Raw genomic sequence first — 19,176 nt, 5'->3', positions numbered from 1 at the left:
CGACTCTGCCCAACCCCCGAGACTTCGCAGACTTGCGATACTCGCGCGGGCGGGAGTCTGTTAGACTGACGTTTTGGTCCGGCCCGCGTCGTCCGTCAACAGCTCAACGCCAAAGGAGAGATCGGTGTCCATGGAGCACCCCGGACTGGCCGAACGCCCCGTCCTCGTCGTCGACTTCGGCTCGCAGTACGTTCAACTCATCGCGCGTCGGGTCCGCGAGCGACATGCGTTCGCGAAGATTGTCCGGCATGACCTGACCGTGGGACGGGCCCGCGAGCTCAATCCCCTGGCGATCATCCTCTCGGGCGGGCCTTCCAGCGTGTACGAGGCGGGTGCCCCGCAGTGTGACCCCGAGCTATTCAACCTCGGCGTCCCGGTGCTGGGTCTTTGCTACGGCATGCAACTCGCGTGCATGGCGATGGGGGGGACGGTCAAACCGGGCCCCGCTCGCGAGTTCGGCCGTGCCGAATGCCAGGTCATCGACCGCTCGGAAGACCTGCTCCACGACGTCCCCGCGACGATGACCGTTTGGATGAGCCATGGCGACCAGGTCATGGACGCCGGGGCCGATTTCGTCCCTCTGGCGACGACCTCGACCTGCCCGGTCGCCGCGGTCAAGCACCGCTCGAGGCCGGTCTACGGCCTCCAGTTCCACCCGGAAGTGGCTCACACGCCTTATGGCGCCCTGATCCTCGGCAACTTCCTCGACCGGATCTGCAAGAGCCCGGGCGCCTGGACGATGAGCGCGTTCGTGGAGCGTTCGGTCGCCGAGATCCGGGAACGGGTCGGCGAGACCGACCGCGTCGTCTGCGGCCTGTCGGGCGGGGTCGACTCGGCGGTCGCCGCGGCCTTGCTCGCGAAGGCGCTCGGACCTCGCGTCGTTTGCGTCTTCGTCGACAACGGCCTCCTGCGGGCGGGCGAGCGCGACGCGGTGGCCGACGCCTTCGGCAAGCATTCGAGCGCCGAGCTTCGGGTTGTCGACGCCCGACGGCGGTTCCTTGATGTGCTCAAGGGAGTCACCGACCCGCAGGAGAAACGGATCCGAATCGGTCACACCTTTGTCGACGTCTTTCGCGACGAGGCGAAGTCGATCCCCGCGGCCAAGTATCTGGCGCAAGGGACGCTCTACCCCGACGTGATCGAGAGTGGCGGCGACCGCGACGGGCCGGCGGCGACGATCAAGCACCACCACAACGTCGGCGGCCTTCCCGCCGAGCTCGGTTTCGAGCTGATCGAGCCGCTCCGCGACCTGTTCAAGGACGAGGTCCGGCGGCTCGGCCTCGAGCTCGGACTGCCGGATAGCCTCGTCTGGCGGCACCCGTTCCCGGGCCCTGGCCTCGCGGTCCGCTGCCTCGGGGAGGTCACGGCGGATCGGCTCGATATTCTCCGTCAGGCCGACACCATCTTCCTCGACGAGCTTCGTAACGCGGGGCTCGAGCGGAAGATCGGGCAGGCGTTCGCCGTCCTCCTGCCGATCCAGTCGGTTGGTGTGATGGGCGACGGGCGGACCTATGAAAGCGTCGTCGCCCTCCGCGCCGTGGAGACCGACGACTTCATGACCGCCGACTGGTCTCGCATACCCCACGAGGTCCTGGCGAGCGCCTCGACCCGGATCATCAACTCGGTGAAGGGTATCAACCGGGTGGCCTACGACATCACCAGCAAGCCCCCCGGCACCATCGAGTGGGAATGAGGCCTCCGTCTTCGGCCATTCCGCATCCCAAGCGAAGTTCGCCCGATGTGGCGTTCGGTCGGGGCACTCCTGCCCCGCCCACCGCGCCTCGCTGCGAAGGTCCGGTAGGCGGGGCACTCCTGCCCCGCATCCTTGGTTTTTGGGACGACGATTGAAGTCGAGGGTCGATCGATCCCACCGATACGTGTATGATGAGCCGGATTGACATTTCCTGACTCGAAGGCGAGGAGGTCGGCGGATGCTGAGGTCCACCTGTCGCACGTTCGGCTTGGCCATGATGGTGGCGTTCGGGGCTTCGGCCGCCTACGCCGAGACGAAGACCGTCGCCCGTTGCGGCGAAGGGTTTTTGGAAGAGGTCGACGGATACCGCGTCCTCCACGTCAAGGGGACGGCCTATGAGATGGGCTACCAGCAGGGAGTCCTCCTCAAGGACGACGTCCGCGAGAATGTCCGGTTCCTCTTCGAGGAGAAGGCCAAGGAACTGAAGGTCGAGGTGGCCGGCATCCCGCTCTTGAATCCCAAGCGGGCGATCATGGGGATCGCGGGGACCCAGCGGAAGTACATCCCGGAGCGGTTCTATGAAGAGCTCCGCGGCCTCGCCGACGGCTCGGGCGTCCCCGAAGCCGACATCGTCGCGGCCAACTTCATCCCCGAGATGTTCCACTGCTCGGGTTTCGCCCTCAGCGGGTCGGCCACCAAGGACGGCACGCTCTACCACGGCAGGATCCTCGACTACGGCTGCGACTGGAAGCTCCAGGACCACGCCGTGTTGACCGTCGCCGAGCCGAAGGGCAAGATCCCGTTCGTCAACGTGACTTATGCCGGGTTCATCGGCTCGGTGACCGGCATGAACGCCGAGCGCGTGTCGATCGGCGAGATGGGCGGCAAAGGGCTCGGCCACTGGGACGGGGTCCCGATGGCCTTCCTCGTCCGCATGGCCCTCGAAGAGGCGAAGGACCTCGACGAGGCCGTCGCCGTCTTCCGTGATCATCCCCGCACGTGTGAATACTACTACGTGATCGCCGACGGCGACACGGGCAAGGGGGTCGGGATGGAGGCCTCCTGGAACAAGTTCATGATCGTCGAGATGGGGACGGCCAACGAGAAGTTGCCGGTCGCGGTCAAGGACGCGGTCCTCCTCTCGGCGGGCGACCGCTACCAGGAGCTCGTCCGCCGGGTGAAAGACGGGTTCGGGACGTTCGACGCCGACAAAGCCCGGGCGCTCATGGATCGGCCGGTCGCGATGAAGTCGAACCTCCACAGCGTCCTTTTCGAGACGAAGACGAGCCGACTCTGGGTCGCCAACGCCTCGAAGGACGGGGACCCGGCCGTCACGCAGCCGTTCCACGCGTTCGTCTTCGACGAGCTCCTGACCCACAAGCCGGAGACCTCGGCCCCTGCCCTGCCGGCTCCCCCGGTGAAGCCGTCCGCCACGGCCAAGCCCGCGGCCGCCGCGACTTCGGCCGCCCGCTGAATCGGCCGGGGACGCATCGAGCTCGTTTCGATTTGAGACGCCCCGCGTGGCCACGACCGTGGCCACGCGGGGCGTTGTCGTGCTCAGCTCCCCCGGAGGACATTCCAGAGCATCGCCAGGCCGAGGACGATCGCGGTGATGAACCCGGCGATGGCGAGCGAGGCCGGGCCGACCCGGAGTACAAGTGCCGAGGCGACGACGAGGCCGGAGATCACGATCCCGAAGGCGATCACGTTGGCGGCCCGACCGATCTGCTTGACGAGGCTCTCGAAGTGCTGGAGGTCGAAGTGGACGGTGAGCTCGCCCCGCTTGAACGACTCGAGCGATTGGCCCAGGACGTCGGGCAGGAGCGTCGCGATCCGCTGGAGGTCCTCGCCGGTGCGGATTGTCGTGCTGAGGAGCCGCCAGGGGTAATACCGTTTCAGCGAGAGCTGGCGGATGAACGGGTAGAGCTCGGCGGCGATGTCGAAGTGGGGGTCGAGCGAACGGCCAACCCCTTCGATGGTCACCAACGAGCGGATGAGCAGGACGAGGTCGGGCGGGATCCGGAGGTTGTGCGTCCTGATGAACGCGACGAGCTCCTGGAGTAAGAGGCCCAGGTCGATGGAGTCGAGCGTCAGGTTGGAGTAGGACGCGACCAGCTCGGCCGCATCGCGCCTCAAGGCGCGGGGGTCGACGTGATCGCCCCGGATCTCGAGGGCGTCAAGGGCCCGCAAGACGCGGTCGGTATCCTGCGCCAGGAGGCCGGCCAGGAGGTCGGCGATCCGCTCGCGGGTCCTCGAGTCGAGGTTGCCGAACATCCCGTAATCGAGCGGGACGATCACCCCTCCGGGGAGGACGCGGAGGTTGCCCGGGTGCGGGTCGGCGTGGAAGAAGCCGTAGTCGAAGATCTGCGTCAGGAGGATCCGGGCCCCTCGGACCGCGACCAGGGCCGGGTCGACTCCGATCCTCCTCATCCCTTCGAGGTCGTCGACCCCGACGCCCCGGACGAACTCCATCGCGATGACGCGTACCGTCGAGTGCTCGGGATAGACCTGGGGGATGTGCGCCGTCGGATCGCGCCGGAACTGGGCCTGGCAACGAGTAATCGTCCGCTTCTCGATGTTGAAGTCGAGCTCTCGGCGCATCGTCCGCTCGAATTCGTGGGCGATGGCGACCGGGGCATAGGGGATGAGGAACGGCAGCCGACGCTCGGCGAGTTGGGCCAGGTTTTTGAGGATATCCAGATCCGCTTGGACGATCTTCTCGATGCCCGGCCGGCGGATCTTGAGCGCGACGACCCGGCCGTCGTGCAGGGTCGCTCGATGGACCTGGGAGATCGAGGCGGAGGCGACGGGGACCGGGTCGAGCGAGGCGAAGACCTCGGACGCGGGTCTCCCGTATTCCTCGGAGAGGATCGCTTCGACCTCGTCGAATGCGAACGGTTTGACGTCGTCGCGGAGGGCGGCGAGCTCGGTCGTATAGGCCTCGGACAAGAGGTCGGGGCGGGTGCTCAGGAGCTGGCCAAGTTTGACGAAGGTCGGGCCGAGATCCTCGCAGACGAGGCGGAGGCGTCGCGCTCGGTCTTGAGGGGGGACGTCATCGCCGAGGGCGACCCGCTCGAACGGTCGGACGATCCCCTCAAGGTGCAACGCCGACACGACGTCCTGGTAGCCGTACCGGACCAGGCTCGCCAGGATCTGGCGATATCGAGGGAGGTCGCGGAGGTGGTTGACGGTTTCTCGGATCAACGGCGATGGATGCTCTCGGGGGCCTTCCGACCACTTCACGTAGGGGCCTTCGCTCCCAACTTACCCGCTCATCGCCACGATCGACAACGGCGTTCGGATCGGCGCATTGCGATCTCGGCCTTGCCTTCGTCGCAAGATTGCGGTACTTTCGAGACTGTAATCTGCAATGCTGCAAGGCATTGGGAACGGGAACACATTCATGCCCATCCAGGATCAGGCGGCGGTTCGTATCCTCGATTCCTCAGACGATGTCGATGAGGCACGTCTTGAAGCGGTCGGATACATCTTCCATGGCGCCGTCCCGGCGGCGGAAGGCAAGCGGGGTGCGGTCAAGGCCGGCACGAATCTCCTCCACTTCGCCCGATGCGCCAAGATTGAGAAGGCTGGCGACACCGAGTCCAAGATCTGGTTCCGGACGATCGTAATCGCCAAGGAACATCTGGATGGTGCGGTCGGTGCGAATCGTTGGAAGTGGTGCAAGATCTGCGAACGAGAGATTACGCAGAAGATCCTCAACGAGCGCTGAGCTTCGCTTCGGCGCTTCCGCACCACTCGGGAATCGATCCCGAGCTCGCCCCACACTCCCGTCCATCGAAAACGAGTCGCGGCCGGAGAACTCCTCGGCCGCGAAATTCGTGCGCTGAGGTTCCGATCCGCAGGAGCGTTATTCGACGTCTGCCGACGTCCGAATGCGGTGTCTTCGTGGATCGGTGAAACTCCCCCGAATCGCTCGACTCGTCGAAGACGTCCCCTCCTCGCGCGAGGTCTGTCCACGTCCTCCGCGAAAGTTCGTCGCAGACCACGGGCGTCTCGACGCTCCGCCTGGGGTATGATTGAGGAGAGTCGTAGACGCTCCTCACCGGGTCGAGATCAAGGGGTGCAATGATGCTGTGGTCTTCGCGGTTCGGGATCGCCCTGGCGATCGGGTCGACGCTTTGCCTCCCCCCTCTCTCGGCGGGACAAACGGTCCCACCCTCCGCGCCTCGCGTCATCTCACCTGATCTGCCGGGGCTGATCGGTAACCTGACCGACCAACTGGCGAGCCTGAGCAAGGACCTGGGCGCCGAGGTCCAGCCCGCGGCGGCCGGACAAGTCCTCGCACGAGATACGACGGAGCTGGCCCAGTCGGTCACTGAATACGGGTCGACGCTCAATCCCAAGACCGATCGATACCTCGCGCGCCGGGCGTTCGCCGGCATCGACGCATCCTGGAACTACCTCGAAGCCCAACTGCGTCAGCCCGCGTTCGCCTCGCCGGACATTCGCAGGGACCTCGACCGAATCGATCAACTCGAGGACAAGATCCACCAGGCCCTGGGCGCGAACCCGACCCCGTCGAGTTACTACGGCGCGACCTCCGCGCCGACCGGGCTCCTCGAGACGCGTCGGCTCGCCAACGCGCTCTTTGACCGTGCCGAAGCACTCGTGGCCGACATCCGCGCCGACATCCCGGGCGACGTCGGGACGAGGCTGCTCCAGGGGGCCGTCAGCGTGGCCCAGATGGCGGACGCCTTCCACGACGGGATCGACCTCACCTCGAACGTCCACCTGGCCCGCACCGGCTTCGCGGGGATTTCCGTCGTCATGAAGTCGCTCGCCGCCGACATCAACGCGGTCCAGGTCACCCCCCGGGTCCGCTCGGCGTGGACGTCCCTCGTCAATGTCGAAGTCTTGCTCCGTCAGAACCTGGGCCTGTCGAACGAGCCGGGAAACCTCGCGGGCTCGGCGATCCCGACCGAAGGGGCCTCACCGTTGGGTGGGCTGGCCGACCAGCTCGCGCAGCAGATCGACCAATTTATCAATACCTTTACACCCAATGCCGGACAGCTCCCCCAGGGGGCGGGTGACGTCATCCTGGACGATGCCCGGCGACTCCAACTGGAGGCCACGAGCTTCCGACAGAGCTCCGCCCAGGGGATGAACGCCGGGCAACTCGCCTTCGAGTTCCGCGAGGTCGACGCCCTCTGGCAACGGCTCGCACGTCGGGCCGGCCGCGTCGATGGCAGCCTGACCGGCGGGACACTCACCCCGATCGGCCAGACGTGTGGCCAACTCCACCAACTGCTCGGGATCCCGGGCTATTCGCCGGTCGTCGCTCCGGCGACCCGAACGAAGTGAACTCGTCACGGAGTGCCGCCCAGCGGCTCGAGGCCTTTTGGCGTGGAGCCGTTCGGAGTCGACGTGGACCGCAACTGTTTCAGAATAGGGTGAGGCACCTTTGCCTGCCCACCCAGGCGGGGCAGGAGTGCCCCCCCCACCAATTCGCGGGGCAGGAGTGCCCCGCATTTCTGGTCCATACCTCGGCGAAACGCGCTAGAGTATTCCCAGGGCTTCAGCCGTCGCCTCGAGCAGGGTGATCATCTCGAGTCGCTGGAGTTGACGCGCCAGCCCTTCGACCCTCGCCGATGGCCGGCCGTCGGCGCAGAGGTCGATCATCGCCTGGGGATTCCACTCGCCGTTGCGGAGTAGGCGCGAGGTTAGGCCGGGGTCGCCGTGTGCCTCGAGCAACGAGCCTGCGGCCTTCGCGAGGGCTCCGAAGGCGGAATGCCGGCCGACGCGGCGGAACCAATACGAGGCGTTGCCCGAGTCCGGCTCGCGCCGGTGAGCGATACCGTGCCAGTACGCTGAGGCCGCGCGCTCGCCCAGGTCGTCGGCACGCTGGGCGGCCTCGTGGCTGGCGTCCCAGTGGTCGAGGATCTGGAGCATTCCCGCCATCAGCGCGAGACGTCCCGGAGTCGCCGAGCTGGGCAAGAGGCTGGCCCAACTCGACTCCCGGAACGCTCTCTCGGAGATCGGTCCGACCGGGGCACTCGTGACCAGGGGGAGGCCGAGCGATCGCTCGTCCCCCAGGGCGTTGGAAGCCACCGCGGCGATCAGATCGGCCGCATCGAGGGCCGTTTCCTCGGCGACGGATGCCGGTGATTGCCCGCCGGCGAGTCGGTCGAGGACCGCGTGCGCCGGGACACTGGAGGGCCCCACGACGGGGCCCTCCCCGAGGAAGGTGATCCTGTCCCAAAGCCCTGGCTTCGTCATTCCGATCGACCTCGAGACGGGTGGCCCTCGACGGGCTCGCAAGGCCGGATCAGGACGCGAAGAAGGTCCGGACCACGTCCTGGAAGAGCACGTAGACCATCAAGCAAATGAGCAGGATCACGCCGATCCAGATCACCACGTTCTGGGCCGAAGCCGGGAGGGGTCGGCCCCGGACCTTCTCGGCGATCAGGAAGACCATCTGGCCGCCGTCGAGGGGCGGCATCGGCAGGAAGTTGAGGACGGCGAGATTGATGCTCAGGATCCCGAGGAAGTGGACGAACTCGGTCAGCCCGGTCTCGGCCTGGGTATACGCGACCTGCGCGATCATGAGCGGCCCGCCCAGCAACTTGGGGCTGACCCGCTGCTGCGCCAGGCTGCGTAGCATGGCGTAAATCCTGAGAATATTTGCAATCGTGTCGTCGGTCCCTCGGCGCAAGGACGACGCGATCCCCTGGGGAGGCAGCCTGCGGATCAGGTCCTGGAAGTACAGCCCGCGCCTCGGGTTGTACCAATCCAAAACCGCCTCGGGTCGGACGGCGATGGCCTTCACCTTCCCCTTGATCGAGATGTCCACCTCGGAGACGGGGTCTTGTTGAAGGCGGAGGAACAACCCGGGCCATCCCCGACCCTCCGGGGAGAACTCGATTTCGCGGGCCTTGGCCTTCTTCTCACCGGGCGTCGCGGGGATCGTCAGCTTGGTGAACTCATCGCCCACCCTGAAGCCCGCCTTCTCGGCGACAGAACCGGGGACGACGCCCGCGATCTTGGCGCGGACCGGGTAGGTAAAGCCGACGTTCGGAATCTCCATCAACTCGTCGGTGAGGTCATCACCATAGAATTGGAGCGGAGTCGAGTCGGTGGCGACCTCGATGACCTGGCGTTGGGTCGTGTTGCCCGACGACGTCCGTTCCACCTCGAACGAAATGGTCTGGCCGGAGCGCTGGTCGCAGTAATCCGGCAGGCGCATGGGGTCGAAGTCGTCCTTGCCGTCGAATTTGACGATCCGGTCGCCGACATGGAACCCGGCTTTTTCGGCGGGAGATCCGGGTCGGATCATCGTGATCGGCTCGATTGCCAACCGGAAGCCGAAGTCGACGAAGTGCTCGGGCGGGACCGTGACCTTGACGGTTTCGACCTGGGTCTTCCGCCCTTCGTTCGGATCGGGATGGTGTTCGAAGACCATCGACAGCGGACGCGAACGTTCCGCGACGAACCGGCGTTGCCAGTCGTCTCCGTCCTTGACGGGTTTCGGTTCCTCACCCGCGGGACCGAACGCGACCAGTCGGTCGTCGACCCGCAAACCGGGCTTCCAGTCCTTTTCGACGGCCATGCCCGCCGGGGCGTGGAATGGCGGGTCGGCGAGCTTGGCGCTCCGGACCGGTCCGACGCCGATGCTCGGGACGGGCGACGAGTCGTTCCGCTTCGGCTCGACGTCGATGGGGACGAGGGCCTCGACTCCCGGTCGTTTGATCTCGAAGTGGACCTTCTGCCCTGAACCACTGAGGAGGATGATCAGCCGCATCGTGTTGAAGCTGATGTCCTGGCGGCCGTCGATCGAGACGATCTCGTCGCCGGGCCGGAATCCGGCGGCATAGGCCGGGGAGCCGGGGATCACGCCGCCGATGAGCGGGGGGATTTCGTCCATTCCCTGGCCGAATGCGTAGACGAAGCACGCCAGGCCGAGGAAGACGTTCATGATCACCCCCGCGGAGATGATCGCCATCCGGGCCCAGACCGACTTGTTCGAATAGGCTCGGGGATCCGCCGTCGCGTTCGGCTCGTCTTCGGCCCCTTCGCCGAGCATCTTCACGAACCCGCCGAGGGGGATCGCCGCGATGACGTACTCGGTCTCCCCTCGGCTGAAGCCGAAGAGCGTCCAGCCGAAGCCGATCGAGAATTTCTCGACCTTCACCCCGTTCCACTTGGCCAGGAGGAAGTGCCCGAGCTCGTGGAGGAAGATGACGAAACCCAGGCCGAGGGCCACTTTCACGATATTGAACAACGTAGTCAGGGTCGCCAACGTCCTACCTCCTGACGGGCCCAGGCATCGACCTTCCGGAGGTCATCGAGAGTGGGCCGGGGATCAAACGAATGGTGGTCGAGCGCCGCGCGACAGGCGCGGGAGATGTCGAGGAATCCGATCCCGCCGTCGAGGAAACGAGCGACGGCCGCTTCGTTGGCGGCGTTCAGCGCGGCGCCCGCGGTGCCGCCCCGCCGCATCACTTCGAACCCGAGCTCGAGGCAAGGGAACGTCTCGCGGTCGGGAGGCTCGAAGGTAAACGAGGTCGCTCGGGAGAAATCGATGCGGGGACAGGGACCCTCGACCCGCTCGGGATAGGTGAGCGCGTACTGGATGGGGAGTCGCATGTCGGGCGGAGAGAGCTGGGCGACGACACTGCCGTCCACGAATTCGACCATCGAGTGGACGACGCTTTCGGGGTGGACGACGACCTCGATCTGCTCGGGCTCGAGGCCGAAGAGCCAGCGAGCCTCGATCACCTCGAGGGCCTTATTCATCAAGGTCGCGGAATCGATCGAGATCTTCGGCCCCATGTTCCAGGTTGGGTGCCGAAGCGCCTCCTCCCGCGTTACATTGGCGAGGTCGCCGCGAGTCTTCCCACGGAAGGGGCCGCCGGAGGAGGTGAGGATGACGCGGCGGACCTCGGCGGCCGTCCCGGCCCGTAGCGCCTGGAAGATCGCCGAGTGCTCGCTATCGACCGGCAAGACCGACCCGCCCCGGGCTTTCGCCAACTCCATGATCATCGGGCCGGCGACGACGAGGGTCTCCTTGTTCGCCAAGGCGACGATCTTGCCCGCCTCGAGCGCCGCCAGCGTCCCCTGGAGGCCTGCGGCGCCCACGATCGCGTTGAGGACGCGGTCGGTCTCGGGGTCCTGGACCATCTTGACGAGGCCGTCGGGGCCGCACAGAACCTCGACCCCAGTCCCCCTCAGTTGGCCGTCGACGTTCGCGGCGGCCTCACGGTCGGTGAGCGTGATGTAGCGAGGTCGGAAGGCTCGGGCCTGCTCGACTAGCGGCTTCCAGCTCGAGTGCGCGCTGAGGCTGCGGAGCTTCAGCCGGGCCCCGCGGTCGTGGTCGACCACGCTCAAGGCGCTCCGTCCGACAGACCCCGTGGATCCGAGGACGGCGACGTTGATGGACGAGACCCCTGGCGTCATCGGCGTGTTCTGCTCCTCGCCCCTCGCGGACATCACATCCCAGGCGACTCGGCCGGACCAAACCGACGGTCGATCCCTCGTGACGTCCACTCGACCCGTCTCGGGGGGACCCGCCAGGTCGTCCGCCCCGATCACTATAAATCCTTCCCGAGGCGGCGACAAGGCAGCCGAAGCCCGGTCCTCGCGTCGTTGGCCCCGCGGAGAGAATCGGAAGCGGAACGCGAGGCGGTCGGTCTCACCCCCCTCCCCTTGCCAGCGGCCGGAGGTGTTGCCGTCGTTCGCCAGGCCTCGCGAATTCGCCGGAGGCCCTCCTGCGAGACCCGCATCTCCGGTATGCTCTTATGGATCCCCGCGAGACGCTCGAGCTCGGCGCGAGACGTCCGCCCACGCGAGGGGCCGCCCGAGGGGGTCGACTCCCTCTCATTTTTTCTTCGGAAGGTCTTCATGTCGACCCATTCGACCCGACTCGCCGCGACCTGCATCCTCCTGGCCGGGTGCATGGAGTCCCCTCCCGTCCTCCAGTACACCCCGCCGGGTGCCCCGGGCTCCGTCGAGATCCGCACCGCGGACGAGCCGAAGGGTAAGGATGCCGTCGATCCCAAGTCCGTGGCTTCGATGCTCCAGCAGGCCGCCGCAATGGCGAACAACAACGACATCCCCAGAGCCATCGGGATCCTCGAGACCGCGCTCAAGCGTGAGCCGAAGAATCGCGACGCCGTCCGCTTCCTCGCCGCGCTCTGCTTCGACTTCGGGAATTCGCTCGAGCCCCCCAAGAACGGGCCGCCCCTCCACCGGGCTGCCGAGCTCGTGAGGCAGCTCCGCGACGAGCACAAAGACCTCAACGAGCCCGAGAAGATTTTGCTCCGCGACGCGCTCTACCAGGAGGCTCGGATTTCCACCTATGACGGGCAGTCGGTCCAGGGGTTGAAGAGCCTGACCGAGGCGGTCGAGGCGGGCTTCTCCAAGGCCGTCCTCCTCCACGAAGACACCATCATCGCCCCGCTCCGCAACGACCCGACGTTCAAGGACCTCGAGGCCAAGGTCGAGACCAGTGCCATCGCCGCGGCTAAGCTGAGCGCCAAGATCCGTCTCGAGACGAACAAGCCGTTCGAGTTCGGCTTCTCGCTCCCGACCACGGACGGCAAGACCATCTCCCTGGCCGACTACCGCGGCAAGGTCGTGATGGTCGACTTCTGGGGCACCTGGTGCGGCCCCTGCATCCGAGAGATCCCTCACCTGATCGAGCTCTCGAAGAAATACGAGGACAAGGGGTTGCAGGTCGTCGGCCTCACCTTCGAGCGCGTGCCCCCGGAAGAAGTCCGGATCAAGATCGAGGACTTCGTGAAGGAGAAGAAAATCCCCTACCCGTGCCTCATCGCCAACGAAAAGGTCACGGAGCAGGTCAAGGACTTCGAAGGGTTCCCCACGACCCTCTTCATCGACCGAGCGGGCAAGGTTCGGGCCCGGGTCCAGGGGTTCGACCCCGAGATGGTCCGGGAGCTCGACGAGCTCCTGGTAACACTGCTGGCCGAAGGTGAGCCGGCCGCGAAGAAGTGATCGAGATTGGCTGAGGGCCCTCGGCGCGTCGGGCGCCTTGGGCCCTCGCTCGAATGCCTCGGGAATGCCTTCGATCGAAGACGAACCCGGTATGTCGGCATTCCAGCCGCCTCGAGATAAGTCGAATTGACGGAGTTCGGGAGATCTCCTAAGGTACCGCCCTCCATTCGAAGGAGTGAAGGGAGGGCCCATGGCCTTGCGATGGAACGCGTGGCGGCTTGTGATTTCGGCCTATCTGATCTTCCACATGACGGCGGTCGTCGTCTGGGTACTGCCGGGCTGCCCGATCAAGGAGCGGCTGTACCGCTCCTTCTCGTACTACATGATGCCTCTCGGCCTCTGGCAGTACTGGGCGATGTTTGCCCCGGAACCCGTGCGCGACACGCTGACCCTCGAGACCGAGGTGATCGACTCGAAGGGCCTCCGTTACCATTTCATGTTCCCCCGCCTGGCAGACTACACGGCCTGGCAGGGGATCCCGCGGTTCCGCTATTCCAAGTACACCGCGAACCTGGCGCCGAATGATTCGGAGCTGCTCCGCAAGTTCGCCGCGAGACACGCCATCCGGCAGCTCGGCCTCTCAGCCGACACCTACCCGCTCGATGCCCACGTCTTCTTCCAGGTGCGCGAGACGTCTCAACCGGGCCAGCCCCTGACCGACCCGATGACGCCGACGAAGCCACACTTGCTCACGACATTCCATTTCGACTCCATCGCGGAGGTGCGCCCATGAACCCGATCCGAGCCTGGAACACGTTCTGGTTCGGTCCGATCTCGGGCCGACCGCTGGGGGCCTTCCGGATCGTCTTCGGCCTGGTCTTGCTCACCAACCTCGGTTTCCTCGCGTTCGACCTGGATTACTGGTACACGAACGCCGGGATCCTCCAGGGGAACGAGGCTCGAGAGGTCGCCGGGCCGCAACGCGGGTCGGTCTTGTTCCTGCTGACGGACCCGGTGTCGGTCCGGGTCTTCTTCTGCGCCACCGCCGCCGCGATCGTCCTTTTCACGGTCGGCTTCTACACCCGAGTCATGGGGGTGCTGGTCTACCTCGCGACCGTCTCCCTCCACCACCGCAACGTGCTCACCAACAGCGGAGCCGACGCGCTGGTGACGATCCTCACCTTCTATGCGATGCTCGCCCCCTGCGGCGCCTGCTTCTCGATCGACGCCTGGCGGGCGGCGAAGAAGCGTGGGACCGCCGCCGAGCCCTTGATCATCCCCTGGGCCCAGCGCCTCATCCAACTCCAGGTCGCCATGATCTATGTGAATACGGCGATCCTGAAAGGGGGCGGCTCGAGCTGGCTCAACGGTACGGCGATCCACTACGTGCTGAGCAACACCGAGGTCGGGCGTCCGTGGTTGACCTGGCTGACCGAGTATCCCGTCATCATCAACCTGATGACCCACGGGGCGCTCCTGGTCGAGTTCTCGCTGGGGTTCCTGCTCTGGTTCCGCTCGACGAGGCGCTGGATGATGGTCGCGGGGCTCGGCTTGCATGCCTCGATCTTGCTGACGGTCAATATCCCGATCTTCGGCGAGGCGATCACCGCGACCTACTTGCTCTTCCTGTCGCCGATCGAGCTCAACATCATCCTCAAGAACCTGAACCCGAGGACCTGGCTCGCACGACCCCGTACGACCGTGGCCCCTCTGGTCATCCCCGGCCGGGTCGACCGACCCGAAGGGCTGCCTGCTCCGCACGGCTCCGGGCGGGTCCGCCACGAGGAATGGGCCGAGGTGACGGCGGACGACTGACGAGGTTCGACGAGTCCGGATTCGAGAACGACCAACCCGAAAATCCAGAGGTCCCCGGCCGAGCGAGTGCTCGATCGGGGACGTCGTTCGTTTCGAAGGCGACGTGCGGCCAACCCGTCAATCAGCCGACGCGGAACTTCTCCCAGCGAGCCTCGTCGATCTCGAGGCCGAGGCCCGGGGCGGTCGGCACCGCGACTCGGCCGTCGACGGCGCGGATCGGCTCGCTGAGCGAGTGGCGGAGCGTCGTTCCTTCCTCGACCACGAATTCGAGCAGGTCGAGCGTGTTGGGGACGCTCGCCAGGAAGTGCAGCGAGGCGGCGACGTTGATATACGTGGTGAAGCCGTGGTTGACGACCGGGAGGCCGCGGTCGGCAGCCATCGAGGCGATCTTCATCCCCTCGGTGAAGCCGCCGCACCGGGTGAGGTCGATCTGCACCACGTCGATCTTCCCCTGGTCCATCAACTGGAGGTACGACTTCCGCTCGCTCTCCTCCTCGCCGGCCGCGATCCGGAGGGTGGAGGCGGCCGAGAGCTTGGCGTACCCTTCGTAGTCGTCGGGCATGAGCGGCTCTTCAAACCAGAATGGGTTGAACTGTTCGAACGCCTTGGCCCGCTGGATGGCGGTCTTGGCGTCGAAGACGAGCCCGGCGTCGATCATCAGGTCGACGTCGTCGCCGAGGCCTCGCCTGGCCTCGCGGACGAGGGCGACGTCGGTCTTCGCGTCCTTGCCCATCGGGTCCCAGCCGAACTTGACGGCGGTGAAGCCCTGGCCGACGAACCGCTTGGCCCGCTCCCCCGTCTCCTCGGGCGTGGGGCCGAAGAGGGAGCTGGCGTAGGGCCGGAGCGAGGTGGTGAAGCCGCCGCCGAGCAGCTTCCAGATCGGCATGCCGAGTGCCTTGCCCTTGATGTCCCAGAGCGCCATGTCGATGCCGCTCATCGCGTGGATGGCGATCCCTCGGCGTCCCGAATAGATGTTGGCACGATACATCTTGTGCCAGAGGTACTCGGTCCGGAACGGATCCTCGCCGATCAGGACGTGGGCGAGGCCGGTGGTGGCGGTGTGGGAGAATGGGCCCTCGACGACGGCCTTGGCCGCCAGCGGGGCCGAGTCGACCTCGCCGTAGCCGACGATCCCGGAGTCGGTGACCACCTTCACGATGAGGGCATCCTGGCCGCTGTCGCATTGCGACTTCACGCTCGGGAGTCGCAAGTAGATCGCCTCGACGGATGCGATCTTCAGGTCACTGGCCGGGGTGGCGGGCATCGATACTCCTCATGCTTGGGGGTTCCCGGACGTGTGCGGCCGGGAGGCTCGGATCCTTGGGCCCGACGGCGGGCCCCAAGGGGGGAAGGATCTCCTCAAGATGCCAGATTGCCCGCCGATTTTCATCCCTTTCCCGACTCCCGAACCGCCCGATCGCCCATCGGCTTTGAATCGCGGAATTCGTCCCCGGCCTCTTTCAATCGAGCCAATCTTGTCCTATGCTGATCGAAGGGATTTTCGTTCGCGGGTCGTCCGAAAGGCTCCAACATGCCTGACCGGCCGACATCCTTGACGGATACCGCCGCGACGTTGCGGCCAGCTCTCCGTGGGGCCTCTGCACCATGAACTCGAATTCCTCATGGGCTGTTCGCCTCCGCCAGCGCTCGGCCCTTCTCCGGGTCGTGGCCTTCGTTCCCATCCTCTTGGTCCTCTCCCTGATTCTCCACCAGGCCGGGGCTTTCGGGCAGGGCGGCCCTTCGCTCGTGCTCGGCCTCATCGCGTCCCTCTGGGTCGTCGGGATCCTGATCTTGCTGCTCGACCGGGAGAGTCCCGGAAAATACTGGGCCGTGCCACTCCTGTTGTCGATCACTTTCCCGGGCCTTGCGGTTTGGTACGATTGGTGGACCTTCGATCGATGGAGGACGGCCGGAGAGTCCCCGCACCTCGGGGCGACGGTCGTCCTCAACTTCCTGCTCTTCGGGGCGTTCGTCGCCCTCGTGTTGAGCACGAGACCCGATCGTTGCCCACGTTGCGGCCATTGGGCCTTGATCCCCCTGCCGCGATTCCGGCGGCTAGGGGACCGCGCCGCGAAGACGCGATGGTGCGGCTCATGCGGTGCGCAGTACTGGCGTCAAGGGAAAGGGGTTTGGCAGAAAGAGCGACGGATGACATGGATTGATGCGTTGGATCGGGCGACGCGGCCCGGTGTCGAGCCAGGAACCTCGGCGATACCCAGACCCAGGGGCCTCCGGGCCGATCGCCCCGCCTCCTCCGGCGATGTATCCTGAATCCCCGAGGTCGGGGAGTGCCTCATTTTCGACGTTTCGCGACAGGTTCTCTCGTTCTGTGATTGTCCGAGAGATCCGATCCCTACAAATCACTGGGCTCCCTTCGGCGGCCGAAACCGACCAGGACTCTCAGACGCACTCAGATCAGATTTTTTTGTTGACTTGCCCGAGTCACTGTCGGAGAATGTCCCCCGGTCAGCATGGATGGATTCTTTAAATAGGTTGGTCGAAACCGTTCGGCACCTGGCCATCCTCGACGAATCGTGTTATAAGCCTTTCTAAATTTAAGGTTCGGTAGAGAGAGAGAGGCGGCGTGTTGCCCTCGGCCCGCCGCGACTGTTGCGCGTCTCCGGACGGCGAGTTGACGCCGCCCGACGAAAGGAAGAGATCGGATTGCCTTGATTAGGCACCAGGCGAAGGAGCCTCGACGATGCTCGGTCCATTCGATGACCTTTTGTTGAAGACGGCAAGTGACGGCGCGTCCGCGACGGTCGACGTCTACCCCAATCGTAATGCGGGAGACCTCGATCAGATCATGGATGCCTGGTATCGAGAACGGCAGGGACACATCGAAACCGGGTTGTTCCTCGACCAGGCCCGTCAACTTCTGCTCCGTATCATCTCCGAGGGTGAGATCACCCTGGCGAATAAGCGCCGAGCGAAGCGGTTGCTCTCGGCCATGAGCGAGGCCAGGATCACGGAAGCTCGCAAGGAAGCCTGATCGAGACGACGCCGACCTGTCGTCGCCACGGGGATCGGGCCATGATGGCCCCCGGCATTCCCCGGCTGTTCGTTACCAGTCCGCTGTGTTGATCGCCCTCAGGGTTTCGCCTGGGCTAATGCCTTACCACTTTCGGTTCTCTCAATGAGGTCGGGGTGATCCGCCCAGGTCCGGTTCGCTCTGCGCCTTTGAGTCGGTATCGGGCTCGTTGGCAAAGACCCGCTCGTGCGGAGACAGGAATCTGCGCGTTTTGAGAGAATACGGGAGAGGCCGGGGCCGTCACAATCTTGAGAGGATGGAGAAAGGCTGAACTCTTCGCGAGGACGTCGCCGAATTAATCGGGATAGGGTGAGAACCGATTCAGTGCGGCGGCCGTCGTCAGCGAAGGAAATGCGACATGCGTCGGATAGTCACGGCGGGATCGCTTGGGACCTTGCTGGTGTGGGGCGGTGCGGCGTACGCCCAGGATGAACTCCCTCCCCTGACGGCGCCGAACTCGAGTCCGGCCGAGACGACCGCCCCCGCGGCTCGTCCCTCTCCGAGCACGAGCGACGGCCCGAGCGTGAGCGGACACGGGGCGATTCCCCCTGGCCCAGAGGACTCCGGACCGATCTTGGCTGTTCCGGGGATCCCATTCCGGAGTCGGGCAGTTCCCGGTGGACGTGGCGCTCAACGTGTGACATCGTCTGCGACCAGTCCCACCGACTTGCCGCCGATCAGCGGTCCTTCCGAAATGCCGGCGGCCCGAGGTCTTCCCACGACAGCACGGCCTTCGACCACACCCATGACTCGAGCTTCGACGGGCAGCCAACCCCTCGTCCTCGAGTCGGTGCCCCTGGGCGAAGGCGAGAAGCCGATCCCCCCTCCCTCCAGCAGCGCTCGGACTGACCCTCGGATTGCCCCAAGCCAACCGACTCGTAGATCCCCCGGACTGTTCGGCCGGATCTTGCCGCCGATGATGAATCCCCGAGGTCGCGGAGGCCCCGACGACTCGATCTCGGTCGAGCCGAGGTCGGACCCCGCGGCCGAGGCCGCGCTCAAGCGCCGACTCGAGAAACAGATCCGGAACACGTTCGGCGATCAACTCAAGTCGGTCGAGGTTCGTGTGGTCGGCAAGAACGTCTCGATCCGCGGCAAGGCCTCGCGATTTTGGCAACGGCGGAGCCTTCGGCGCTCCCTCGAAGCACTTCCGACACTTTCGGGCTACCACTCGACCATCGAGGTCGAGTGAACTTTCGGCACAAACGCGAGGCCGGGCCGGCCGGAGACGCTTGACAACGTCTCCGGCCGGCCCGGCTTTGTGCTTGGCTGGCCTTCGTCGGGGCGTGGAGCTCGCGACCCGACGAAGGGGGCCTTTTGGGAATCAATAAGGAGCCGTCGTGGTCGGCGGGGCCCCGACGACGATCTGCTTCAACTCGCCGACGAGCCCGGCGGGGACGCCGATCACGGTCGCGGCGGCGGTCTTGACGACCTTGTTGTCGCCCGACTTCGCGTAATACTCACGCGGCTTGGTGAAGAGGGGATGGCGATCGGTCCAGGTCACCGTCCGCGGCGGTTGGGTATCGACGACGGTCACGTTCGGCTCGCTCGGGGCGGCCAGCGTGGGCTCGGTCGATGCGACCATCTGTTTCGACGGGCCGGCGTGACATCCCGAGGCGACCAGGAGGAAGCCCGCCGCCAACCAGCGTTGACCTCGCATATCAATCAATCCTTTCGGACGCGGACTGCCTCGCCGAAGGGGAGGCCGTGCGTCCTATCCGTTGAA

The 19,176-nt window shown here is 65.6% G+C and carries 16 protein-coding genes; 10 read left to right on the top strand and 6 right to left on the bottom strand.

The annotated features are described in order from the left end of the window. Positions 1 to 130: 130 nt before the first annotated feature. The gene (gene guaA / locus ACYOEI_RS02005; RefSeq protein ID WP_462847865.1) at positions 131 to 1,693 is read left to right on the top strand and encodes a glutamine-hydrolyzing GMP synthase; all 1,563 of its coding nucleotides are present in this window, start codon (positions 131 to 133) and stop codon (positions 1,691 to 1,693) included. Between the two features lie 238 nt (positions 1,694 to 1,931). Further along, positions 1,932 to 3,167, top strand: coding sequence for a C45 family autoproteolytic acyltransferase/hydrolase (locus tag ACYOEI_RS02000; RefSeq protein WP_462847585.1), 1,236 nt, complete (start codon positions 1,932 to 1,934; stop codon positions 3,165 to 3,167). Between the two features lie 83 nt (positions 3,168 to 3,250). On the opposite strand, the gene ACYOEI_RS01995 is transcribed toward ACYOEI_RS02000, so the two are convergent. Then, the gene (locus ACYOEI_RS01995) at positions 3,251 to 4,936 is read right to left on the bottom strand and encodes an ABC1 kinase family protein (RefSeq protein ID WP_462847584.1); all 1,686 of its coding nucleotides are present in this window, start codon (positions 4,934 to 4,936) and stop codon (positions 3,251 to 3,253) included. A 160-nt stretch (positions 4,937 to 5,096) separates the two neighbouring features. Here ACYOEI_RS01995 and ACYOEI_RS01990 point away from each other — a divergent pair, with 160 nt between their 5' ends. Then, positions 5,097 to 5,423, top strand: coding sequence for a hypothetical protein (locus ACYOEI_RS01990; RefSeq protein WP_462847583.1), 327 nt, complete (start codon positions 5,097 to 5,099; stop codon positions 5,421 to 5,423). Positions 5,424 to 5,779: 356 nt separating this feature from the next. Continuing rightward, a complete protein-coding gene (locus ACYOEI_RS01985; protein ID WP_462847582.1) occupies positions 5,780 to 7,015 on the top strand; it encodes a hypothetical protein in 1,236 nt (411 codons plus the stop codon). Between the two features lie 195 nt (positions 7,016 to 7,210). Here ACYOEI_RS01985 and ACYOEI_RS01980 read toward each other — a convergent pair whose 3' ends face one another. From ACYOEI_RS01980 to ACYOEI_RS01970, 3 genes are all read right to left on the bottom strand, one after another. Further along, a complete protein-coding gene (locus tag ACYOEI_RS01980) occupies positions 7,211 to 7,876 on the bottom strand; it encodes a DUF433 domain-containing protein (protein WP_462847581.1) in 666 nt (221 codons plus the stop codon). Between the two features lie 103 nt (positions 7,877 to 7,979). Further along, on the bottom strand, positions 7,980 to 9,950 hold the full coding sequence (locus ACYOEI_RS01975; RefSeq protein WP_462847580.1) for a site-2 protease family protein: 1,971 nt from the start codon (positions 9,948 to 9,950) through the stop codon (positions 7,980 to 7,982). Continuing rightward, positions 9,938 to 11,107, bottom strand: coding sequence for a 1-deoxy-D-xylulose-5-phosphate reductoisomerase (locus ACYOEI_RS01970; RefSeq protein ID WP_462847864.1), 1,170 nt, complete (start codon positions 11,105 to 11,107; stop codon positions 9,938 to 9,940). Before ACYOEI_RS01970 ends, ACYOEI_RS01975 begins: the two co-directional genes overlap by 13 nt. A 444-nt stretch (positions 11,108 to 11,551) precedes the next feature. Between ACYOEI_RS01970 and ACYOEI_RS01965 the strand changes: the two genes are divergently transcribed. The 3 genes from ACYOEI_RS01965 to ACYOEI_RS01955 all read left to right on the top strand — a co-directional run bounded on the left by ACYOEI_RS01965 (position 11,552) and on the right by ACYOEI_RS01955 (position 14,419). After that, positions 11,552 to 12,664: a redoxin family protein gene (locus ACYOEI_RS01965; protein WP_462847579.1), complete on the top strand. Its 1,113-nt coding sequence runs from the start codon at positions 11,552 to 11,554 to the stop codon at positions 12,662 to 12,664. Positions 12,665 to 12,854: 190 nt separating this feature from the next. Next, positions 12,855 to 13,397, top strand: a complete 543-nt coding sequence (locus tag ACYOEI_RS01960; RefSeq protein WP_462847578.1) for a hypothetical protein — start codon at positions 12,855 to 12,857, stop codon at positions 13,395 to 13,397. Next, positions 13,394 to 14,419, top strand: coding sequence for an HTTM domain-containing protein (locus ACYOEI_RS01955; RefSeq protein ID WP_462847577.1), 1,026 nt, complete (start codon positions 13,394 to 13,396; stop codon positions 14,417 to 14,419). The genes ACYOEI_RS01960 and ACYOEI_RS01955 overlap by 4 nt, the downstream gene beginning before the upstream one ends. Before the next feature lie 121 nt (positions 14,420 to 14,540). On the opposite strand, the gene ACYOEI_RS01950 is transcribed toward ACYOEI_RS01955, so the two are convergent. Further along, on the bottom strand, positions 14,541 to 15,683 hold the full coding sequence (locus ACYOEI_RS01950; protein ID WP_462847576.1) for a mandelate racemase/muconate lactonizing enzyme family protein: 1,143 nt from the start codon (positions 15,681 to 15,683) through the stop codon (positions 14,541 to 14,543). A 341-nt stretch (positions 15,684 to 16,024) separates the two neighbouring features. Here ACYOEI_RS01950 and ACYOEI_RS01945 point away from each other — a divergent pair, with 341 nt between their 5' ends. The 3 genes from ACYOEI_RS01945 (at position 16,025) to ACYOEI_RS01935 (ending at position 18,642) form a co-directional block, all read left to right on the top strand. Further along, positions 16,025 to 16,690: a hypothetical protein gene (locus ACYOEI_RS01945; RefSeq protein WP_462847575.1), complete on the top strand. Its 666-nt coding sequence runs from the start codon at positions 16,025 to 16,027 to the stop codon at positions 16,688 to 16,690. A gap of 430 nt (positions 16,691 to 17,120) precedes the next feature. Further along, positions 17,121 to 17,411 carry a hypothetical protein gene (locus ACYOEI_RS01940; RefSeq protein WP_462847574.1) on the top strand — a complete coding sequence of 97 codons (291 nt, stop codon included), beginning with the start codon at positions 17,121 to 17,123 and terminating at the stop codon, positions 17,409 to 17,411. A 955-nt stretch (positions 17,412 to 18,366) separates the two neighbouring features. After that, complete coding sequence (locus ACYOEI_RS01935; protein WP_462847573.1) at positions 18,367 to 18,642, top strand: hypothetical protein; 276 nt, start codon at positions 18,367 to 18,369, stop codon at positions 18,640 to 18,642. Positions 18,643 to 18,774: 132 nt separating this feature from the next. Here the strand turns inward: ACYOEI_RS01935 and ACYOEI_RS01930 are convergent, their stop codons facing one another. After that, positions 18,775 to 19,110: a hypothetical protein gene (locus tag ACYOEI_RS01930; RefSeq protein WP_462847572.1), complete on the bottom strand. Its 336-nt coding sequence runs from the start codon at positions 19,108 to 19,110 to the stop codon at positions 18,775 to 18,777. Between the last annotated feature and the right edge of the window lie 66 nt (positions 19,111 to 19,176).

The sequence above is a fragment of the Singulisphaera rosea genome, assembly GCF_054877945.1.
This window is presented reverse-complemented; position numbering and strand designations above follow the sequence as displayed.